Source organism: Xanthomonas prunicola (genome assembly GCF_025266575.1).
Lineage (GTDB): Bacteria > Pseudomonadota > Gammaproteobacteria > Xanthomonadales > Xanthomonadaceae > Xanthomonas > Xanthomonas prunicola.
On record NZ_CP096142.1, the window covers coordinates 401201 to 423424 of the forward strand.

At 64.0% G+C, this 22224-nt stretch carries 16 protein-coding genes, 1 tRNA gene and 1 pseudogene; 12 read left to right on the forward strand and 6 right to left on the reverse strand.

The window, feature by feature from the left end; all coding sequences use genetic code 11:
- Positions 1-44: 44 nt before the first annotated feature.
- The gene (locus M0D43_RS01350) at positions 45-1745 is read right to left on the reverse strand and encodes a ShlB/FhaC/HecB family hemolysin secretion/activation protein (RefSeq protein ID WP_252163236.1); all 1701 of its coding nucleotides are present in this window, start codon (positions 1743-1745) and stop codon (positions 45-47) included.
- Between the two features lie 592 nt (positions 1746-2337).
- Here M0D43_RS01350 and M0D43_RS01355 point away from each other — a divergent pair.
- Positions 2338-3322 (forward strand): annotated as a pseudogene (locus tag M0D43_RS01355) (IS5 family transposase).
- Between the two features lie 753 nt (positions 3323-4075).
- Here M0D43_RS01355 and M0D43_RS01360 read toward each other — a convergent pair.
- Positions 4076-4152, reverse strand: a tRNA-Arg gene (locus tag M0D43_RS01360).
- A gap of 135 nt (positions 4153-4287) precedes the next feature.
- Here M0D43_RS01360 and amaB point away from each other — a divergent pair.
- The 8 genes from amaB (at position 4288) to M0D43_RS01400 (ending at position 12762) form a co-directional block, all read left to right on the forward strand.
- Positions 4288-5820, forward strand: a complete 1533-nt coding sequence (gene amaB, locus M0D43_RS01365) for an L-piperidine-6-carboxylate dehydrogenase (RefSeq protein ID WP_260807751.1) — start codon at positions 4288-4290, stop codon at positions 5818-5820.
- 501 nt (positions 5821-6321) lie between these two features.
- Positions 6322-6606, forward strand: coding sequence for a DUF4190 domain-containing protein (locus M0D43_RS01370; protein WP_252165167.1), 285 nt, complete (start codon positions 6322-6324; stop codon positions 6604-6606).
- Between the two features lie 2 nt (positions 6607-6608).
- Positions 6609-7376: a class I SAM-dependent methyltransferase gene (locus M0D43_RS01375; protein ID WP_252163238.1), complete on the forward strand. Its 768-nt coding sequence runs from the start codon at positions 6609-6611 to the stop codon at positions 7374-7376.
- Positions 7377-7381: 5 nt separating this feature from the next.
- Complete coding sequence (locus M0D43_RS01380; protein WP_252163239.1) at positions 7382-8437, forward strand: quinone-dependent dihydroorotate dehydrogenase; 1056 nt, start codon at positions 7382-7384, stop codon at positions 8435-8437.
- Positions 8434-9486, forward strand: coding sequence for a UDP-N-acetylmuramate dehydrogenase (murB, locus tag M0D43_RS01385; protein WP_252163240.1), 1053 nt, complete (start codon positions 8434-8436; stop codon positions 9484-9486). The genes M0D43_RS01380 and murB overlap by 4 nt, the downstream gene beginning before the upstream one ends.
- Positions 9480-10391 (forward strand): DMT family transporter, encoded by a 912-nt coding sequence (locus M0D43_RS01390; RefSeq protein WP_252163241.1) that lies wholly within the window; start codon positions 9480-9482, stop codon positions 10389-10391. Before murB ends, M0D43_RS01390 begins: the two co-directional genes overlap by 7 nt.
- A 214-nt stretch (positions 10392-10605) precedes the next feature.
- Entirely contained in the window at positions 10606-11283 is a 678-nt protein-coding gene (locus M0D43_RS01395) for an aspartate/glutamate racemase family protein (protein WP_260808231.1), read from the forward strand.
- 195 nt (positions 11284-11478) lie between these two features.
- Positions 11479-12762 carry an MFS transporter gene (locus tag M0D43_RS01400; RefSeq protein ID WP_252163242.1) on the forward strand — a complete coding sequence of 428 codons (1284 nt, stop codon included), beginning with the start codon at positions 11479-11481 and terminating at the stop codon, positions 12760-12762.
- Here M0D43_RS01400 and M0D43_RS01405 read toward each other — a convergent pair.
- Positions 12753-13490 (reverse strand): phosphatase PAP2 family protein, encoded by a 738-nt coding sequence (locus tag M0D43_RS01405; RefSeq protein WP_252163243.1) that lies wholly within the window; start codon positions 13488-13490, stop codon positions 12753-12755. The two genes, M0D43_RS01400 and M0D43_RS01405, sit on opposite strands and share 10 nt — an antisense overlap.
- Positions 13471-14736, reverse strand: a complete 1266-nt coding sequence (gene ispG, locus M0D43_RS01410; protein ID WP_252163244.1) for a flavodoxin-dependent (E)-4-hydroxy-3-methylbut-2-enyl-diphosphate synthase — start codon at positions 14734-14736, stop codon at positions 13471-13473. The genes M0D43_RS01405 and ispG overlap by 20 nt, the downstream gene beginning before the upstream one ends.
- A 120-nt stretch (positions 14737-14856) precedes the next feature.
- Here ispG and M0D43_RS01415 point away from each other — a divergent pair, with 120 nt between their 5' ends.
- Positions 14857-16083, forward strand: a complete 1227-nt coding sequence (locus M0D43_RS01415; protein WP_162301150.1) for an ATP-binding protein — start codon at positions 14857-14859, stop codon at positions 16081-16083.
- Entirely contained in the window at positions 16080-16646 is a 567-nt protein-coding gene (locus M0D43_RS01420) for a response regulator transcription factor (RefSeq protein WP_101365046.1), read from the forward strand. The genes M0D43_RS01415 and M0D43_RS01420 overlap by 4 nt, the downstream gene beginning before the upstream one ends.
- A gap of 410 nt (positions 16647-17056) precedes the next feature.
- Here the strand turns inward: M0D43_RS01420 and M0D43_RS01425 are convergent, their stop codons facing one another.
- A complete protein-coding gene (locus M0D43_RS01425) occupies positions 17057-18043 on the reverse strand; it encodes a glycoside hydrolase family 5 protein (RefSeq protein ID WP_252163245.1) in 987 nt (328 codons plus the stop codon).
- Between the two features lie 444 nt (positions 18044-18487).
- On the opposite strand from M0D43_RS01425, the gene M0D43_RS01430 reads away from it, so the two are divergent.
- The gene (locus M0D43_RS01430; protein WP_252163246.1) at positions 18488-20344 is read left to right on the forward strand and encodes a sensor domain-containing phosphodiesterase; all 1857 of its coding nucleotides are present in this window, start codon (positions 18488-18490) and stop codon (positions 20342-20344) included.
- 92 nt (positions 20345-20436) lie between these two features.
- Here the strand turns inward: M0D43_RS01430 and M0D43_RS01435 are convergent, their stop codons facing one another.
- A complete protein-coding gene (locus M0D43_RS01435) occupies positions 20437-21999 on the reverse strand; it encodes a sodium/sugar symporter (RefSeq protein ID WP_101365044.1) in 1563 nt (520 codons plus the stop codon).
- Positions 22000-22224 lie beyond the last annotated feature (225 nt).

The window sequence follows — 22224 nt, forward strand, 5'->3', positions numbered from 1 at the left end:
TCATCAATCAACAAACGCGCAGCCGGCTGGCGACGCGATCCCTGTCAAAACTGGTAAATCACACGCACGCCGTAGGCCGGCTGCGCACTTCCAAATCCGCCGGGGCGGTGGATCGCCCAACCAGCAAATGCATCGACGCTGGCACCGAACCAACCGCCACGCAGGCCCATCGCGCCGCCGACCAAACTGCGACCGCGCAGCCCGCTGGCGCTGGTGCCATCGATGCGGCCGGCGTCCAAGCCCAGGTACGGGGTCAACCCGATCTGCTGCACCGGGAAGCTCAGGGTATTGCGCCAGTACGCGCCTTTTTCGGCGCCAAGCGTCGCTTCGCCGTCGAAACCGCGCACGCTGTAACGGCCACCGATGGTGACGAACTCCGACCCCAGCAACAGTTCGCCAGCGGTCTGTGCATGCAGGCTGCTTTCCCACGCCATCGGCACCGGGCCCAGCTTCAACGGCAGGGCCGTGCTCACGTCCAGCGTGGTCACGCCATAGCGAAATGTCGGGAAGCCGATCTGCGGGTCGTAGCCGGTCCACTGGCTGTTGAACCACGGCGTGCCGCGCCGGTGCGCGAGACGCACGTCCAGCTGCATCGCGCCCAGATAGCGCCGATGCGTGAAGTAGAACTCCGCACTGCTGGTATCGCGACGCTGGATTCCGATTTCCACGCCACCCAGATAACTGCGCGCACGGCGCCGGCCAATCAACACACCGGCCGAGGTTTTGCTGGTGCCATCGCGATGCAGCACGCGCTGAATATCCAGCTGCGCATTGCTGGATTCGCCACTGGACTGAAAGGTCTGCAAAAACCCGTCCACGCGCTGGTGGTAGCGGTACGACGATGCCGACAGCGCAAACGTCCACCAGCCCCACGGCAGGTTGTAGCTCAGGCTGTTGCCGCGTGTGCCGCGCTCCTGGTCGCGTGTGGCCAGGTCATGGCTGTAACCGACGTTGAGCAGATCGTTGATGCCGAGCGGGCCGTCCAGGGTCAGATCCACGCCGCCTTGCATGCGGCCAGTGGCTTCCACGCCCGAATCGTCGGCGTTGGCCACCCCGCGCCAGCGCCGCCCATGCTGCAAGGTAATCACCAGATCCGATTCGCCCGGTGCTTCACCCGGCGCAATATCGATCTTGGCGTCTTGCGACGGTAGCCGTTTGAACTGCTCCACCGCCTGTTCGATGGCACGCAAATCCAGCAAGTCCCCCCGACGGAGCGGCAATGCCGTTTTCCAGTGCGCGGCTTCGGTGTCAGACACCACGCGTACCTCGCGCAAACGGCCAGGCATCAGTTCGAAACGCAGTTCGCCACGCGACAGGTCCTGTTCCGGAACGCCGATGCGAGTGGTGACCAGACCGCGTGCGACCAACTGATCCAATGCGCGGCGCCGGATGATGTCGATACCGGCACGCCCAATGCAGCGGCCTTGGTAACGGCGCAGAGACTTCCACAACCACGCAAAGCGCGACGCATCGTCGCCCGCACCGGACAGGTGCACGCGGGTGATCGAAAAACACAGGTCTTCCTTGGGTAGTACGGTGCTGCGCGCGTCCACGCGGTCGGCTTCATCGCGCGGGCCGGCGAAGGGCGCCTGGCGCTCCTGTTCCTGGCGACGCTGAATCTCCTCGGCCTGGCGCAATTGCTCCTGCCGATCCAGCGTTGTCGGTGCTGACTGTTGTGCAGCCGCTAGCCCGGCGACTGCCCACAGGCAAGCCGCCAGCGCCAACGGCGCCGATCGCATCCACATCTGTCCTGCCCCCTGTGCGGCTGTCGCGCTGCTGCGCGCCGTCACCCGCATCAGCGTGCCTGGCCACCAAGACGGCGGCGCAAATCCGTCAGCACGCTGAAATGCGGTGCGACTGTGACGGAACGTTAAAAACCGATCAACGCGTGATGTAGGGGAAACCCTGTAAGAAAAACCCGAGCCTTTCGATTATGTGATGAAAATCACTTTAAAAGCGGACAAAGCTGCGGCGAGCTTGAAGCTTCTCGCTGAACTAGATCCGCTGCTAGTCCTGAAACATCTGGCAACGCGCCACTAACGTAGACAACCGAGAAATGACCATTAATGCATAGCAAGTGCCAATGATGTGGCAATTCAGGGGTGGGTCGGGTGATGCTCGCCCGATCTAGGCTCGGGGCTGACACAATGCCGGTCGAAGGCCTTTGGTTAGGCCGCGCAAATCGTTTCAGGCTAATTTATGTGACGTAAATCTCAATTAAAGCGAACTGATCCGATGAATGTCGCGTCAAATGCGTGATGATTTGAGCTTTGCGGAACCTCTGAACAACTCCGTTTGATCCTGCAACAATCGTATAGAGCCAACGGGACAACGACGATGCAGCTTTCTTTCGGCGATGCGGAGTACAACGGCAAGCGCAAGCGGACACGGCGCGAGGTGTTCTTGTCCGAGATGGATCAGGTGGTGCGGTGGAAGGGCCTGCTGGCGTTGATCGAGCCGCACTATCCGACGTCGGGCCAGCCGGGCCGGCAGCCATATCCACTGGAGATGATGCTGCGCATCCATTTTTTGCAGCAGTGGGACGCACTGAGCGATCCGGCAGCGGAAGAAGCGTTGTACGACACGGTGTCGATGCGCCGTTTCGCCAAGATCGGTGGTCTGGATGAGGCGCCTGACGAGACCACGATTCTCAACTTCCGCCACATGCTGGAGCGGCATGATTTGGCGCGCAAGCTGTTTGATCGGGTCAACGCACACTTGTTGCGCAAGGGGCAGAGCCTGCGAGGCGGCACGATCGTGGGCGCCACGATCATTGCTGCGCCCAGTTCGACCAAGAACAAGGACGGTGCGCGCGACCCTGGAATGCATCAGACCAAAAAGGGCAACCAGTACTACTTCGGGATGAAAGCGCACATTGGCGTGGACGAGGAGTCTGGCCTGGTGCACCACGTGGAATGCACAGCAGCCAACGTGGCCGACATCACGCAGGCGCACAAGCTGCTACACGGCAAGGAGGGCACGGTGAGCGGCGACAGCGGCTACACCGGGCTGGACAAGCGCGAAGAGTTGAGGAACAAGCGCAAGCTACGCTAGCTGATCGCCGAGAAACCCCTCGAAGCTAAAGCAGATCAAGAACACGCGCGAATGGACGTTGGCCAAGCGATGGGAGCACAGCAAGGCCAGCCTGCGCGCGAAGATGGAACGCCCGTTCCGCGTGATCAAGCGTCAGTTCGGTTGCGTCAAGGTGCGCTATGGCGGCTTGGCGAAGAATGCCGCGCAGGTGCTGATGCTGTTTGCGCTGTCGACCCTGTGGCTGAAGCAAAAGCAGTTGATGCCTGCCGCGGGGAAGGTGTGCCTGTAATCGGGGCAACACCCCGAGAATGCGCCGGAAACCGCGAAAAACCGAGGGTCTGAGCGCCGTCAGCGCGACTGACGCGGCTTATCGCGTCGTCCGGCTGCGTTAATCAGGCCTTCCTTCAGCATCCGTTGATTCGTCTGCTGAAGAAATAGGCAAGATCCAAAGATCCTGACGATGCAATAGCAGCTCGTGCCGACTCGCCTACGGCGCTGCGGCAGCCGGCACACGGAAAGTCTATTTCTATCTCGGGACAGCACTGGCAGCGCTGATCGCGTAGTTTTTTGGCCTGCTCAGTGCCCACGCTGAGCGATATCCGAAGCACACGCACTGGATCCGTTCGCGCTGGGCCCTGCTGCTGATCGCCTTCAAAGGCGCTCGCACCATGGTCGAACCCGGCGTCGACCAGCGCCTGCGTGCCACCGAACAACTCGGCACCCTGCTCCGCCACAGCCGCATCTCATCAGTGCCGATGAACAACTCTGCACGGTCGTTGGCGGTGTGGGATCGAAGCTGAGCTGACGCATGGCGTACGCATCCTTGCGCGCCTGCCATTGGTGAGCGCCTAGCTTGAGTGGACCTGGATTGGCACGCGGCCGGGCAACACACCAAAGCAGGGAAGGCGGAAAGCTAATTGAAGCGCCTCATCGCCAAGTTCAGCCAAGCGAGCACGCTTGTGGCAACTGTGGCAGTGGGCTATGGATATGTCTCTAAATGTGACAATACCTGAAAAGAAAATCGGCGCTACTTCTTTGACTCTGGTGACCCCGGCCCGATTCGAACGGGCGACCTTCCCCTTAGGAGGGGGACGCTCTATCCAGCTGAGCTACGGGGCCAAGGGCGGCATTGTCGCACGATCGTTGCGATTGCCAAGCCGGCAGGTGGACGGCGGAGCCTGCTAAAATCGACGGCTATCCGTGTCGTGGGCTGGCCTTGCCGCCAGGCGACCGCCACCGTTTCCAGGAGATCCCATGTCCGCTGACCTGCTCAAGGCGCTCGACCTCGCTGCGTCCAATTCCGGTACCTATCTTGGCGAGGCGACCTGGTCGCAGGCCACCGGCGCCGGGGTGCTGCAGCCGCTGAATCCGACTACCAACGCGGTGATTGCCGATGTGCAGGCGACTACGCCGGAAGACTACGAGCTGATCGTCCAGCGTGCGCAGGCGGCCTTCAAGGTGTGGCGGACCACGCCGGCGCCGCGCCGTGGCGAAGCCGTGCGCCTGTGTGGCGAGGCGCTGCGCGCGCACAAGGATGCGCTGGGCTCGCTGGTGGCGCTGGAAATGGGCAAGAGCAAGCCCGAGGGCGACGGCGAAGTACAGGAGATGATCGACATCGCCGACTTTGCCGTGGGCCAGAGCCGCATGCTCTACGGCTACACCATGCACTCGGAGCGGCCGGGCCACCGCATGTACGAGCAGTACCAGCCGCTGGGCCTGGTCGGCATCATCAGCGCGTTCAACTTTCCGGTGGCGGTGTGGGCGTGGAATGCGTTTTTGGCGGCGATTTGCGGCGATATCTGCATCTGGAAGCCGTCCAACAAGACCCCGCTGACCGCGATCGCGACGATGAAGATCTGCAATGCCGCGCTCAAGGATGCCGGCTTCCCGGACATCTTCTTCCTGATCAACGATGCCGGCACCGCGCTGTCGGAGAAGCTGGTCGAAGACACCCGCGTGCCGCTGATCAGCTTCACCGGTTCGACCCAGATCGGCCGCGTGGTCGCAGAGAAAGTGGCCCGTCGCCTGGGCCGTTGCCTGTTGGAACTGGGCGGCAACAACGCCATCATTCTGGACGACACCGCCGACCTGAAGTTGGCCATCCCGGGCATCGTGTTCGGCGCAGTCGGCACCGCCGGGCAGCGCTGCACCACCACGCGCCGCCTGATCGTGCACGCATCCATCTACGACAACGTGCTGGCCACGCTGGTCAAGGCGTACAAGCAGCTCGACAGCAAGATCGGCGACCCGACCGACCCGGCCAACCTGATGGGCCCGCTCAACAGCCAGGGCGCGGTTGCGCAGTTCCTCGACTCGATTGCCAAGGCCAAGGCGGCCGGCGGCACCGTCGAAGTGGGCGGCACCGCGATCGATCGCCCGGGCAACTTCGTGCTGCCGGCCATCGTCACCGGGCTGCAGAACAGCGACGCGGTGGTGCAGCACGAGACCTTCGCGCCGATCCTGTACGTGATGAAATACAGCACGCTGGACGAGGCGATCGAGCTGCAGAACGGCGTGCCGCAGGGCCTGTCGTCGTCGATCTTCACCCAGAACCTGAAGGCGGCCGAGAAGTTCCTGTCGGCCGCCGGCAGCGACTGCGGCATCGCCAACGTCAATATCGGCACCTCCGGTGCGGAGATTGGCGGTGCGTTCGGAGGCGAGAAAGAAACCGGCGGCGGTCGCGAGTCCGGCTCGGATGCGTGGAAGGTCTATATGCGGCGTCAGACCAATACCATCAACTATTCCGACTCGCTGCCGCTGGCGCAGGGCATCAAGTTCGATCTTTGATTGACGCGAGCAGGCGCGCCGGGCACTCGCTCGGCGCGCTGCATTACTGAGATAAGGCTGCCCTACTGCAGCAGCCCATATGGCTATGGGCCGCACTCGCCCAGTTGCGGCTCTCGCAACGCCAGCGCAGAGCCGGGAACATCGGCGGCTCCGCGCAACACCAAGTGTCGGGCCGCTCTGCAGAGCATGTCGTTTCTTGCTGGAAGCCGTGCATTTACTCTCAAGCAGTGCAAGGCGGCGGCAAGTCGCCCGGATGGCCTGCCGCAGCGCAAACCACGCCGCGCTGGCTCGGCGCTGCCGGCCGCCAGCATGCCCGGAAGGAGCCGTTTCAACGGACATACCACGCCATACGCCTGCACCAGCGGCTATTTCGCCTGCTCTCACCCGCCAAACCAGCCTCCGCACCTGCGTTTCGCCGCAAACGGCACGCCTTTTGCCCGGCGGCTCTGGGATAATCGTGCGACGCCAGCCCTCTGCTGCCCGCCCTCAAAGGAGTTCATGATGAACGTTGTCGTTCGACAGACCAGCGCCATGGCGATCGTCAGCCTGGTCGCAGGCATTCTCGGCTGGACGCTGATCCCGTTCCTGGGCAGCATCTGCGCCATCATTACCGGCCATCTGGCGCGGGCGGAAATCCGCCGCAATCCGCAAGGCCTGGACGGCGACGGCCTGGCCATCGGCGGCCTGATCATGGGCTGGCTGGCCGTGGCGCTGTGGGTAGTGGGAATCGCGTTTTTCCTGCTGTTCTTCGGCGGCATGGCCTGGCTCGCGGCTGCCCACAGTTGAGCATGGCCGCGCCCTCCTCCGCCCAGCGCTTCAACGACCGCGTGGCAGCCTACGTGCGCTACCGGCCAAGTTATCCGCCGCAGTTGCTGCGCTGGCTGCATGAAGAACTGGGCGTGACGCCAGCGGCGACGGTCGCCGATATCGGCGCCGGTACCGGCATTTCCAGTCGCCTGTTTCTGGAAGCCGGGTATGCGGTCACTGCGGTAGAGCCCAACCCGGCCATGCGCGAAGCCGCGCTGCAGTGGCTGGCGGAATTCCCCAAGTTTCAGGCAATCGGCGGAACTGCCGAAGCCACCGGGCTGGCCGATGCCAGCGTCGGCATGGTGTCTGCTGCGCAGGCCTTCCACTGGTTCGACACGCAGGCCGTGCGCAGCGAATGGGCGCGCATCCTGCAACCCGGCGGGCTGGCGGTGGTGTACTGGAACTCGCGCGAGCTGGACAGCACTGCGTTTCTACGCGGCTACGAGCAGCTGCTGCTGGATTACGGGACCGACTATTCGGCGGTGGCCGAGCGCTATCAGGACGACGCCACCATGCAGGCCTGGTTCGGCGAGGGGTTCCGCGCGACGGCACGCTTCCCGAATGTGCAGCGGCTGGACTTCGATGGCTTGCGCGGCCGCCTGCTGTCGTCTTCCTATGCCCCGCTTGCGCACGACCCACGTCATGCCCCGATGCTCGTCGCGCTGCGCACGCTGTTCGATACGTATGCGCACGATGGCCTGATCGACTTCCAATACCAAACCCGCGTTTTCGCCGGGAGATTGAACTAACCCGCATGTATTCGCTTGCCCGCCCCTTCCTGTTTTCTCTCGATGCCGAGCGCGCCCACGCACTGGCATTGCGCTCCATCGACACGGCCTACCGCACCGGCACCACGTCGCTGCTGGCCAAGCGCCCGGTGCCGCTGCCCACGCCGGCCTTCGGCTTGATGTTCCCCAACCCGGTCGGGCTGGGTGCCGGGCTGGACAAGAACGGCGAGCACATTGATGCGCTGCTTGCGCTTGGCTTTGGCTTTGTCGAAATCGGCACGGTGACGCCGCGCGCGCAGGAAGGCAACCCGAAACCGCGCATGTTCCGGCTGCCCGAATACCAGGCGGTAATCAACCGCATGGGCTTCAACAATCTGGGTGTGGATGCGCTGGTAGCCAACGTCCAGCGCGCGCGTCGCACTGGCGGCCTGCTCGGCATCAACATCGGCAAGAACAAGGACACGCCCAACGAAGAGGCCACCAGCGACTACCGTTACTGCATGGAGCGCGTGTATCCGCTGGCCGACTACATCACGGTCAATATCTCTTCGCCCAATACCGCCGGGTTGCGCGAGTTGCAGGAAGAGCAATCGCTGCGGCGCCTGATTTCCGACTTGCGCGAAACCCAGGAAGCGCTGGGCGCACAGCACGGCAAGCGCGTGCCGATGCTGGTGAAGGTCGCGCCCGACCTCAACGACCGCGACATCGATGCCGCCGCACGCGTGCTGGCAGACCTGGCGGTGGACGGCGTGATCGCCACCAACACCACGGTGACGCGCACCTTGATCGCCAATCACCCGTTGGCTGCCGAAGCCGGCGGCCTGTCCGGTGCGCCGCTGCTGGCGCAAGCCACCCTGGTGCTGCGACGTTTGCGCGCGCGCCTGCCCGAATCGATTCCGTTGATCGGCGTGGGCGGCATCAACTCCGGCGCGGATGCGGTGGCCAAGATGGCGGCCGGTGCGAGCCTGGTGCAGTGCTACAGCGGGTTGGTGTATCGCGGCCCGCAGCTCATCGGTGAATGCGTCAACGCAATCCGGCGCCGCCGCGAAGCACCCAGCGGCGGAGCGGTGTCGCCCTTATGAGCGATACCACGCAGGCGGGCTGGCAGCTGCGCGAACATGCGCCGCTGCGCGCACTCAACACCTTCCATGTCGATGCCACGGCGCGCTGGTTGCTCAGCGTCCACACGCCCGAGGCATTGCCGCAGGCACTGGCCGCGCCGGAGATCGTCGACCAGCCACTGCTGGTGCTGGGCAGCGGCAGCAATGTCTTGCTGGCTGGCGACCCGCCGGGCTGCGTGCTGTGTTTCGACAACCGCGACACCGCCATCATCGCGCACCATGCCGACCACGCCATCGTGCGTGCCGGCGCCGGCGTGAATTGGCATGCGCTGGTGCTGTACTCGCTGCAGCAAGGGTTGTCGGGGCTGGAAAATCTTGCCTTGATTCCGGGCACTGTAGGCGCCTGCCCGATCCAGAACATCGGCGCGTACGGCGCGCAGGTGAGCGACTTCATCCACGTGGTGGAAGCCTTCGATCGGCACAGCCAGCAGTTCGTGCGGCTGGATGCGGCCGACTGCGCGTTCGGTTATCGCGACAGCGTGTTCAAGCAGCAACCCGAGCGTTATCTGATCGTGGCGGTGGAATTCAATCTGCCGCTGCTGCACGAACTGCGGCTGGACTACGCCGGCATCCGCGAGGAACTGGCGAGCATGGGCGCCGAACTGGCGGGCGCGGCAGATGTCGCGCAGGCGGTGATCAATATCCGTCGCCGCAAGTTGCCCGACCCGGATGTGCTCGGCAATGCAGGCAGCTTTTTCAAGAACCCACTGCTGCCGAGCGAACAGATCGCTGCGTTGCAAGCCAGCTTTGCCGACATGCCGGTGTACCCAGGCGAGCATGCAGGCCAGGGCAAATTGTCGGCTGCCTGGCTGATCGAGCAATGCGGCTGGAAAGGCAAACGCGAAGGCGACGCCGGCGTGTCGCCCAAGCATGCGCTGGTGCTGGTCAATTACGGCACCGCCAGCGGCGCGCAGCTGCTGGACTTCGCGCGACGCATCGCCGAATCGGTGCGCGAGCGCTATTCGGTGATCCTGGAACCGGAACCGCGCATCATCGGGGCGCATTGGTGACACCAGCGCAGGTATCGTGGCGTGCCGCGCTGTGGATGCTCACCAGTACCTTCGCCTTCGGCTTGATGGCGATCACCATCCGTCTGGCATCGAGCACGATTACGACGACCGAGATCGCGTTTTTCCGCAATGCCTTCGGGTTGTTGGCATTGCTGCCGTTGATCGTGCGGCCAGGCAAGCCGCTGCCGCGCACGCGGCAATTGCCGCGATATCTGGCACGCACACTCATCGGCCTGGCCTCGATGCTGTGCGGGTTCTGGGCGATCGGCCATCTGCCATTGTCGCAGGCCATCTCGCTCTCCTACGCCACCCCATTGTTTGTCACCGTGCTGGCAGTGATCTGGCTGCATGAGCAGGTGCGGCTGCGTCGCTGGCTGGCCGTGGCGGCGGGCTTTATCGGCGTGCTGGTGATTTTGCGGCCGGGCTCGTCAACGTTCACGCCCGGCCTGTTGATTGCGCTGCTGGCTGCGGTGATCAGCGCCATCGTCGCGATCCAGATCAAGCAGCTCTCGCGCAGCGACGACTCCGACACGGTGGTGTTCTATACCTATGTCTTCTGGGTGCCGATGTCGCTGATTCCGGCGCTGTTCCAGTGGACCTGGCCGCAGGGGATCGATTGGGTGTGGTTGGTGGCCACCGGTATCTTCGGTACCGCCGGGCAATTGTTCTGGACCCGCGCGCTCAAGCTGGGCGAAGTCTCCGCGCTGCAGCCGATCAGCTTCATGCAACTGCCGCTGGTGGCATTGCTGGGCTGGTGGCTGTTCGGCGAGGCGATCGAACGCCACACCGTGGTCGGCGCGGCCATCATCATCGGCGCCAACGTCTACATCGCCCACCGCGAAACCGTGCTGGCACGCCGCGCCGCCACGCATGCCCCGGTGGAAGGCGCCAAACCGGGCGAGTGACGCCGAAGCGGTGACGCGACACATGTGGGTGTAACGCGCGTAACGCGCGCCGCCGCATGCTTCACCACGCTTACCACAGCTGCAGCGGTCGCGTTGTCGCGCACTGAGCGTTCGTCGGCGACCTCTCCGTCACTGGGGTCATGCCACCCAGATCGTATGCGACCATGCAGGCGAACCCGCTTGCACCAGGACACTGCACGTGAAAACCATCGGGATGATCGGCGGCATGAGCTGGGAGTCCACCCTGCCCTACTACCGCCATATCAATCAGACGATCCGCCGCGAACGTGGCGGGCTGCATTCGGCCCGACTGTTGCTGTACAGCGTCGACTTCCACGATATCGAACGCCTGCAGCACGCCGGCGACTGGGAAGGCGCCGGACGCGAGATGGCGGCCGCCGCGCGTTCGCTGCACGCCGGCGGCGCGGACTTCATCGTGCTGTGCACCAACACCATGCATTGCGTCGCCGGTGCAATCACCGCCGCAACGCCACTGCCCTTGCTGCATATCGCCGATGCCACCGCCGATGCCTTGCTGGCGGCGGGCATCGCCCGTGTTGGCCTGCTCGGCACGCGCTTCACCATGGAGCAGCCGTTCTATCGCGAACGCCTGCAAGCGCGCAGCCTGGATGTGCTGGTACCGCCGGCCGAGGCACGCGAAGCGCTGCATCGGGTGATCTACGACGAACTCTGCCGGGGTGTGATCAAGCCCGAATCGCGCACGTACTTCCGCCAGGTCATGGCCGACCTCGGCCAGCACGGCGCGCAAGCGATCATCCTGGGCTGTACCGAGATTTCGCTGCTGGTCGACAGCACCGATGCGCAGCTGCCGTTGTTCGACACCACTGCACTGCACGCCGAAGCAGCGGCGTTGGCAAGCGTGTCCGGTTGATTTGCGACAAAAACCCAGACGACGCGCGATGGCCGAAGCACGCAAGCGTGTTCGCGTGAGGTCTTCTGGGTCCTATCGGTATTGCCTGGCGGGAACGACGTAGCGACGGCCCCGCATGGCAGCTAGCATTGGATCCTCGGCGCATTACTACGCTTCAATGGCAATGCGTCGCCACCCGCAACAGGATGCGACTGCATGACCACCGACGCCCCACCAGCACAGCTCACCCGCAACGACTACAAAACGCTGGGCTTGTCCGCGCTGGGCGGCGCGCTGGAGTTCTACGACTTCATCATCTTCATTTTTTTCGCGAAGGTGCTCGGCGAGTTGTTCTTTCCGCCAGGCATTCCGGAGTGGATGCGGCAGCTACAGACGTTCGGCATCTTTGCTGCCGGCTACCTGATCCGCCCGTTGGGCGGCATCGTGATGGCGCACTTCGGCGACCTGCTCGGCCGCAAACGCATGTTCGCGCTGAGCATCGGATTGATGGCCTTGCCCACGCTTGCCATCGGCGTGCTGCCAACTTACGCACAGATCGGCGTCGGCGCGCCGCTACTGCTGTTGACGATGCGCCTCCTGCAGGGCGCAGCCATCGGTGGCGAAGTACCCAGCGCGTGGGTGTTCGTGGCAGAGCACGTTCCTGTGCGGCGCAGAGGGCTGGCCTGCGGCACCTTGACCGCCGGCCTGGCTGCCGGCGTGCTGCTCGGGTCACTGTGCGCCGGCGCGCTCAACCGCACGTTCACTGCGTCTGAAATTGTCGACTACGCGTGGCGCCTACCGTTTCTGGCCGGCGGCATCTTCGGCCTGCTGTCGGTGTATTTGCGGCGCTGGCTGCATGAAACGCCGGTGTTCGCCGAGCTGGTCGCCATGCGCGCATTGGCGCGCGAGACGCCACTGAAGGTGGTGCTGCGCGATCATCCGCGCAGCCTGGCACTGGCGTTGTGGCTGACCTGGGTGATCGCGGCCACAGTGCTGGTGGTGTCGCTGATGACACCCACGCTGCTGCAAAGCGCGTATGGCTATCCGGCGTCAGTCGCGTTGCAGGCCAATCTTCTGGCAGTGCTGCTGCAGGCGATCGGCTCGGTGGTCGCCGGCGCGCTGTCCGACCGCTGGGGCAACGGACGTGTTCTGCTGGCCGGCAGCGTGTTTCTGGGTATCAGCGCATGGCTGTTCTATCGGCTGGCGGGCGACCCGCATCTCCTGTTCCCGCTGTATGCCCTGCTCGGCGCTGCGCTGGGTGTGCTGGGTGCGATTCCACGGGTGATGGTCGAAGCGTTCCCACCGGTCGTTCGTCTGTCCGGTGTCTCGTTCGCCTACAACCTGGGTTATGCCGTGTTCGGCGGCCTGACCCCGCTACTCGTAGTGATGCTACTCAAGCAGCACCCGATGGGGCCAGCGTATTACGTGATTTTGCTGGCATCTATCGGAGCCATCGTTGGCGCCCGGCTATCGCAACGAGAGCGTACCCGTCACTTTTGATCGGCGAACGGTACGCGCCCAGGCCGCTCCACCGCTACACCGCTCGGCGTGCGCCAGTGCGGTCGCCGCGCGCCGCGGAACATCACCAGATACAGCCCCACTACCCACACCAATGCGGCCGACCAACCGCCGAGGATGTCGGAGGGGTAATGCACGCCCAGGTAGATTCGCGACACGCCGACCAGCACCGCGAACAGGCTGGCGGCGATGGTCACCGGCCAGCGCCAGCGCGTGTTCCAGGCCAGCGCAACGACCACTGCGGCGAGCGTCATCGAGCCCATCGCATGCCCGCTGGGAAAACTGAAGGTGCTTTCCGGTGCGATCGACTCCCACAGGCTGGGCCGGTCGCGTTGAAAGAACTGCTTGGCGCCCATGTTCAACAACGCCGAACCGCCCAAGCCCAGCGCTGCGAAGGTGCCCTCGCGCCAGCGCCGTAACGCCAGCAGCACCAGCACGATCGCGATATCCATCGGGATCACGCCGTACTGGTACCCCACCTTGGAGATCACCCCGAAAAACGTGTCCAGCCCGGGCGTGGCGATGCTGCGCATGCTCCACAGCAAGGGTTCGTCGAAATAGACGTTTTCCAGCTCGTGCACTTCATCTGCCAGGTCCACGAACAGACCCAGCGGCAGCAGCACACCGGCAAACAGCAGCGCCATGCGCCACGCATTGCTACGCAACCATCCCTTGAACCCGGCCGGCGATTCAGCCGGCGCGGCGGGCATAGGTGCGTTCGACGTACTGATCGATCAGATCGATGAATTCGTAGGCGATGTTTTCGCCACGCAGGGTGACGCTTTTTTCGCCATCGATGAACACCGGCGCCGAAGGCGCTTCGCCCGTACCTGGCAACGAAATGCCGATATTGGCGTGACGCGATTCACCCGGGCCGTTGACCACGCAGCCCATCACCGCCAGGGTCATGTTCTCGGCGCCGGGGTTGGAAATCTTCCACTCCGGCATCCTGGCGCGCACGTGGTTCTGCACCACCCCGGCCAACTCCTGGAAGAACTCGGAGGTGGTGCGGCCGCAGCCCGGGCAGGCGGTGACCATCGGGGTGAATGCACGTTGGCCGGTGGTCTGCAGCAGCTCCTGCGCGACAATCACTTCCTGGGTACGCGACTGCCCCGGCTCCGGGGTCAGCGAAATACGGATGGTGTCGCCGATGCCTTCCTGCAGCAGCACGCTCAGTGCCGCCGCCGAGGCGACGATGCCTTTGCTACCGATACCGGCTTCGGTCAGGCCCAGATGCAGCGCGAAATCGCAGCGCGCGGCCATGTCGCGATATACCGCGATCAGCTCCTGCACGCCGGACACCTTGGCCGACAGGATGATGCGCTCGCGCGGCAAGCCCAATTCCACCGCACGCTCGGCCGAATCCACAGCCGAGCGGATCAGCGCCTCGCGCAGCACCCGGCCAGCGTCCCACGGCGTTTCGCGCTGCGAATTTTCGTCCATCAGCTGTGCCGCCAGCGACTGGTCCAGCGAGCCCCAGTTGGCGCCGATGCGCACCGGCTTGTCGTACTTGATCGCAAACTCGATCAACTGCGCGAACTGCAGGTCCTTCTTCTTGCCGAAACCGACATTGCCGGGATTGATGCGGTACTTGGCCAGCGCCTCGGCGCAGGCCGGCTCTGCCGCGAGCAACTGATGGCCGTTGTAATGGAAGTCACCGATCAACGGTACTTCGATCCCCATCATGCGCAGCTTGTCGACGATGCGCGGGATGGCGGCGGCGGACTCGGCATTGTTGACGGTCAGGCGCACCATTTCCGAACCGGCGCGCCACAGATCGGCCACCTGCTTGACGCTGCCGGCAATGTCGGCTGTGTCGGTGTTGGTCATCGATTGGACGACCACCGGGTGGCCGCCGCCCACGATCACGCTGCCGATTTTGACGGCCTGGGTGATGCGGCGCGGCCAGGCGGTGGCGTCGGCGGGAGGGGTTGGGCGAGTCACGGCGTCGTACATGCCGCTATTTTAGCCTGTCCGTCGTCCGCTCACAGCTGAAGCGCCGTGCGGGCCGCCATCCGGGCCGATGCGACGGTTTGTCGCAGGCCATCACTTCCGTGAGCGCATAGGATTGCCGTGATGAATAGCTCCGACGCTTCCTTCCTGCGGACCCTGTGCAGCCTGCGCTGGCTCGCCACCGCCGGCCAGGCCGCCACCATCCTGGTCGCGACCGGGCTGATGGGCCTGAACCTGCCGCAGCAGCCTCTTTGGGCCGGTGTCGCCGCGCTGGCGGTGTTCAACCTGTATGCGCAGCTGCGTGTCGCCCATCGCGGTGCGGTGAGCCCGGCGACCGAGTTCGGCCACATTCTGGTCGATGTGACGGTGCTGACCTGGATGGTGGGCTGGAGCGGCGGCATCGCCAATCCGTTCGGTTCGTTGTTCCTGGTACTGATCGCACTGGCCGCGTTGGCGCTGCCGTTGAGCTGGGCGATGGCGGTCGCGGCATCGTGCGTTGCCGGCTATGTCATCAGCGCTGCGTTCGGGCTACCGCTGCCTTACGGCGGCTTCGACCCGCTCACCTTGCACATGTGGGGCATGGCGGCCAATTTCCTGCTGTCCACGGTGGTGGTGCTGGCCTTCGCCACGCGGTTGGCGTTGTCGATGCGCGAACGCGAGCGCGAAATTTCCACCCTGCGCGAGCGCTTCGCGCGTAACGAAGGCATCGTGGCGTTGGCCACCCATGCAGCGTCGGTGGCGCACGAACTCAACACCCCACTGGCCACGATGACCCTGCTGGTCGACGACATTGCCGACCAGTGCGATCAGAACGAGCTGCGCGAAGACCTGGACACGCTGCGCGAGCTGCTGGTGCAGTGCCACGAGCGCGTGCTGGCGCTGGCTCAGCCTGCCGACAACGGCCACCTGAGCCGCGAAGTGGCGGTGCAGGAAGTGCTGGAGCAATGGCGGCTGGTACGCCCCACCATCGAGCTGCGCCGCAACGAGGACGCACCGATGCGGCTGATGCTGCAGCCGGGCGTCAGCCATCTGTTGATGGTGCTGCTCAACAATGCCGCCGATGCCGGCGAACGCGCCGGGCGCCCGCAGATCGATCTGACCCTGCGCGTGGAGCAGGACCATCTCAGCGGCGAGGTGCGCGATTACGGCCCCGGCTTCGACACCGCGCAAGCCATGCTGCCGGGCACCTTGTTCAACAGCGGCAAGCACGACGGCATGGGCGTTGGGCTGGCGCTGTCGCATGCCACCGTCGAGCGCCTGCAAGGCGAGTTGTGGATGCTGCCCGCCGAAGGCAGCGGCGCGCGCGTCGGTTTCCGTCTGCCGCTCTCCGAACACGAGGCACTCGCATGACAAGTCCCCCGATCCGCACCGGCCTGTTGGTCGACGACGACACCTTGTACCTGCGCACGCTGCAACGCAGCCTTGCACGCCGCGGAGTGGAAACGCTCACCGCCACCGATGCGGCCAGCGCGTTGTCCACTGCACGCAGCGCGCTGCCGGACTTTGCGTTGATCGATCTCAAGCTCGGCCACGATTCCGGCCTGAGCCTGATCCAGCCGCTGCGCGAGATCCGCGCCGACATGCGCATTCTGCTGGTCACCGGTTACGCAAGCATTGCCACGGCGGTAGAGGCAATCAAACTCGGCGCCGACGATTACCTGCCCAAGCCAGCCAACATCCCCACCATCATGCGGGCGCTGGGCGAAGAGGACGACGATCTGCCCGAGCCGGATGAAGAAGAAACCGCGCAGGAGATGATGACGCCGCTCAGCCGCCTGCAATGGGAGCACATCCAGCAGGCGCTGCACGAAACCGGCGGCAACGTATCGGCAGCGGCACGCCTGCTCGGCATGCACCGCCGCTCCCTGCAGCGCAAGCTGACGAAGCGGCCAAGCCCTGGGCCGTTACGCTAGTCGGGCCGTTGCGAGTTGGCGTCGCGGCGTTGACCCGTTCGTTTTTCGAGTGAGGTCCGATGCGTAAGTCAAACGCTGGTTGAGTCGAGGGTGCGGTGCCCTCACCGCTCGCGGGACGCGCCGTGAATCCGTCCCTGGAGACTCCCTGATGGCATGGATGCCGCCAAAGAAAGCACAAGCACGTACCTTGCAGCGTGTCCCACGCTGGTGGGCGGGCAAGGGCCCTGCAGCAAACGCAAGGTCCAGTCCGCGGTGACCTCTCCTAGCCAGACCGTTAGCTGCCTGCTTATCGACGCCACGCACACTGACCATATTGACTGGTCCTCCCAGCAAAAACGCAGATCGCCAGTTTGCAGTGCCCTCTCCACGCGCGCTGAAAAACCACAGATGCTGACTGCAGGGCTTCAAGCTCAGCGCGGGCAGAATACGCTGGCTCTGCGCGAGGTCGCTGCGATGCCATCGGTGCCCAATATCAAGTTGTGGCCCCAGGTGCTCAGTTTTGCGGAATTCCAGCCGATCGCGATGTCCAGCGATTGCGTGCTGCTGTCGTTGCCCGACCACGACCAGCCCATATAGCCGACGTTGTAGTCGCGTGCGCGGCGCATGATCGCCGCTTCGTCCACGTGCACACCGCGATGGTCGCCACCGAATTCGCCGATTACCAACGCCAGCTTTTTATCGCGGAAGGCGCGCAAATACGTGTTGACCGTGGCATCGCTGCCGAACACTTCGTACATGTGCACGCTGAAAATCAGGTTGCGTCGGCTGTCGCGCGCGAGCAGGGCAGCAGCGTTATCGCGCATGTAGAACTGCCAATCCTGGCCCCAGTTCGGCGCATCCACCATCAACGCATGAGTCAATCCATTCTTGCGCAAGGTCGCGATGGCGTTGGCATGTCCGTTGACCCATTCGCTGGCACTGAGGCGGTTCCCGAACGGTTCGTTGGCGATATTGATGACCACATGGTCTTCGTTGCCGACCAGCGCCTTGCGGATGCTGACCCAGTAATTGGTCGCATTGACCAGATTCGCCGCTGCGGTGTCTTCGCCATACCCGGTGGTGTCGTGAACCTCCAGCACGGCGATCAAGCCCAGGCTTTTGCAGCGGGCGATGATGCGTGCCACGTCCGCTTCCGGCGTGCGCGTCCAGCGGTAGCCGGAACTAAGCACGATGCGCACGCTATTGGCGCCGGTGGCGGCGATGGCAGCCAACGCCGCATCGGTACGGCCAGCATACCAAGCATGCGGAAGATTGACGCCGCGCAGGACCAAGACATTGCCATTGGACTCGCGCAACTGCGTGCCGGAGACAGTGAGCCCGGCATGGGCGGCAGATGACAGCGCCAGACCAGCGACGAGTAACAGCGTGCGTTGTGCAAAAGACAGCAATGCGTTCACGATAATTCCAAAGAAGAGCGACAAACCTGCAATGGCGGAACCCACAGCACGAGTGAAGACTGCGTCAATTCACCAGCTATACGAGTCGCACGCGCATCACAAAAGCGGAGATCTACCAACAATCATGGGTCGCATCAGCAATGCAAGATGGTTGCGCCAAGCAAGCGTTGCGGCGGGTAAGACAATGATCGGCAGCGCACGCCCAATATTTAGTCGCTTTCGCTGCGCGAAACGTGCGTCGTGCATCGTGGTGTGAACACCCTTCCCGCTTGAGCAAATCCCGGTTGCTCGAAAGAAACAGCGTCGCGCTGTTGCGCTACCCGGCTGGCGTCATTCCGACGCAGGGGCCGCAAGCACCAGCGCAGCCCACGGACCGCCTGGCCGCAACTGAACGGAGTCAATCACCGCCAATCAAGGGATTACGCTTCAGGCCGATACGGGCACATGACTTCCCTGCCCGCCCCCGTTGAATCCCTTCTTCCGCCAGCGCTGGACGAATCCACACGGCTCGCAGTGCTGCGCAGCTTGTGCCTGCTGGATTCGCCACCAGACCCGGTGTTCGACACCGTTGCCGCCATGGCAGCAAGCAGCATGGGGACGGAAATTGGGCTGGTGTCACTGGTGGACGAACACCGCCAGTGGTTCAAGGCCCGCACTGGCCTGGAAGCGCGCGAGACTCCACGCAGCCAGGCGTTCTGCGCGCACGCGATCCGCTCGGACGAGGTGATGGTGGTACCGGATGCGCGGCTGGATCCGCGCTTCTGCGACAACCCGCTGGTGCTGGGGCCGCCATTCATTCGCTTCTACGCCGGCGCACCACTCAAGCTGCGCGATGGCCACAGCATCGGCACCTTGTGCGTGATCGGCACCAGCCCGCGCGCGGGACTGGACGCAGTCGCGATCACTCAGCTGGAAGGCCTGCGCGACCTGGCCGTGCTGCGCGTGGAGAACCTGCGCAGCACTACCTACCGCGATGGTCCAACCGGGCTACCCAATCGCTCGCGTTTCAGCGAAGACCTGGATACCTGGCTGTCGCAACGCGACACCGCACCGGCCACCACGGCGGTGGCCATCGACGTCTGCGGCAGCGATTACTTGCGCGACATGGTCAAGGCGCTTGGCTGGGAATACGCAGATGGCTATGTCGCCATGGCACAGCGCCGCCTGACTGCCTATCTGCCCGGCCACACCCTGCTGTATCGGTTGGACCCCACCACCTTCGGCTTCCTGGCGCAGGCCGAAGGCCAGCGCCTGGCCACGCTGTGCACCAAGATTTCCAAGGCGTTCACCGAGCCACTGGAACATCAGGGCATCCCGCATACCGCGGTGGCTTCGATCGGCGCGGTCTCGCTGCAGTCCAGCTACGGCGCCGCCGACACCATTCGCTCGCTGACCACCGCGGTGGATATCGCGCGCGAGCGCTGCATCCCGTGGAGCATGTACGAGCGCAAGCACGATGTTGCCCAGCGCAATACCTTCCGCCTGCTCGCTGCGCTACCCGCCGCCCTGGACAGCAACAGCCAGTTGCGCCTGCACTATCAACCACGCGTGGATCTGCACGATCACCGCTGCGTGGGCGTGGAAGCATTGCTGCGCTGGCAGCACCCGATGATCGGCCCAGTGGTGCCGTCGGACTTCATTCCGATGGCCGAAAAAACTGCGCTGATCAACCGCATCACCGCCTGGGTCATCGACAACGGCATCGCGCAGGCAGCGCGCTGGCAGCAGCAAGGCCTGGACTTCAATCTGGCCTTGAACGTGTCGGCTGCCGATCTGGATCGCCCCGGCTTTGCCGGCCTGCTGCGACGCGGCCTGGATCGCTATAAGCTGGACCCGCGCCGGCTGGAAATCGAATTCACCGAAAGCGCGATGATCCGACACCCCGAACACCTGGCCGAACAACTGGCTGCCATCGCAGCGCTGGGCGTGCATATCGCCATCGACGACTTCGGCACCGGCTACAGTAATTTCAGCTATCTCAAGCAGCTGCCGGCCAGTTCGTTGAAGATCGATCAATCTTTCATCCGCTCGTTGCCGGACAGCCGCACCGACCGCACTCTGGTGCCGGCGATGATCCAGCTCGGCCACAGTCTGGGGCAGCGTGTGGTCGCCGAAGGCATCGAGTCGGCGGAGGCATATGCGCAATTGCGCGCCTGGGGCTGCGACGAAGGCCAGGGCTATTGGATCGCCAAACCGATGCCTGCCGCCGCACTGGAAACCTGGCTGGAAACGCCGTGGCATGAGCAACATGCCGCGCCGATCAACCTGCTTGCCGCCAGCCTGGCCGCGTCACGCGTCTAGAGCAGCACCAAAAACGCATGCTTCAAACGCAACGCGGCGCGGCACCGACGTGCCGCGTTGCGTTTGACGACATCAACGTGCCGGTGTGGCGTTTACCAGAACACCGTGTACAACACGATCAGGATCGCAATGACGCCCGCTGCGCCGATCTTGAAACCCAGCGTGGTGCCGTAGGCCACGTCGTTGGTGCGAATCAGATCGCGTGCCTGCGTGGCCGGCGTCAGCAGCGACACCACCACTGCCAGCACCAATGCAGCGACGAACACCACGCCGATGCGGTCCATGAACGGCAGCTCGGGCCAAGCAAACTTGAGCGCGAACGACAGCACCACCGAACCAATCGCCGCGGTCAGCGCGCCAGCTTCGTTGGCACGCTTCCAGAACAGGCCCAGCATGAAGATCACCACCACGCCGGGGGTAAAAAAGCCGGTGAATTCCTGGATGAACTGGAAGCCCTGATCGAAGTTGCCCAGCAGCGGCCGCGCGGTGAGGATGCCGATCAGCACCGACACAGCGGCAACGATACGGCCTACGCGCACCAACTGTTTTTGTTCGGTCTGCGGGCGGAACTTGGCGTAGAAATCCAGGGTGAAGATCGTCGCCACCGAATTGATCTTCGACGCCAGCGAGGCGACGATCGCCGCCACCAATGCAGCGAACACCAAGCCCAGGATTCCAGTCGGCAACAGCTGCATCATGGTCGGGTAGGCCTGATCGGGCTTGGCCAGATCCGGCGCCAGTACCACTGCGGCGATACCCGGCACCACGATCACCAACGGCATCAGCAGCTTCAGGAACGCCGCAAACACCATGCCCTTCTGCGCCTCGCCGATGTTCTTGGCCGCCAGTGCGCGCTGGATGATGTACTGATTGAAACCCCAGTAACTGATGTTCATCACCCACAGCCCGCCCAGCAGCACGCTCAGGCCAGGCAGATCCTTGTAGAACGGGTTGTCCTTGGTCAGGATCATGTGGAAATGCTCGGGGTGCGCATTCCACAGGTGTTGGAAGCCGGCCAGCACGCCGGCGCCATCGCCGATGCGCGCCAGGGTCAGCCCGGCCACCAGTAGCCCGCCCAGCACCAGCAGGGTGACCTGCACGATATCGGTCAGCGCCACCGCCTTCAGTCCGCCGTACAGCTGGTAGACCAGCGCGAACACGCCGATCAATGCCAGCGCCAGGGTCTGGTCCATGCCGGTGACCTGGCTGACCGCGATCGACCCCAGCCACAGGATCGAGGTGAGGTTCACGAACACGTACAGCAGCAGCCAGAACACCGCCATCAGCGTGCGAATCCACTTGCCATAGCGCTGTTCCAGGAACTGCGGCATGGTGTAGATGCCGTTGCGCAGGAAGATCGGCAGGAAGAACTTGCCGACGATCAGCAGCGTCAGCGCCGCCATCCATTCGTAAGACGCGATCGCCAGACCGATGGCATAACCGGAACCGGCCATGCCGATGATCTGTTCGGCCGAAATGTTCGCAGCGATCAGCGAGGCGCCGATCGCCCACCACGGCAACGACTTGCTGGCCAGGAAGTAATCCTCGGCACTCTTGCTGTGGCCTGCCTTCTCGCGCGACACCCACTGCGCGAGTACGAAGATGCCGGTCAGGTAGACCAGCACGATCACGATATCCAACGTCGCCAAACCCACTGCACTCTCCTGTCTGGCTCTGGGGTGTGCGTCGAACGTTGGACAAACCTGCAGAATGCCGCCGCAACGCATCGCGTGCGCGACGGCAGCGCGGCGAACCGCAGCTGCAGGCCATCCCGGCCGATCGACGCGCGCGTCCCGCGGCGGCTGATGACACCACCGATCAGGGTGGCCGCTATACCGCGTCGCCAGCACTGGCGACGCATCTGTTCGTGTGATCTCCCG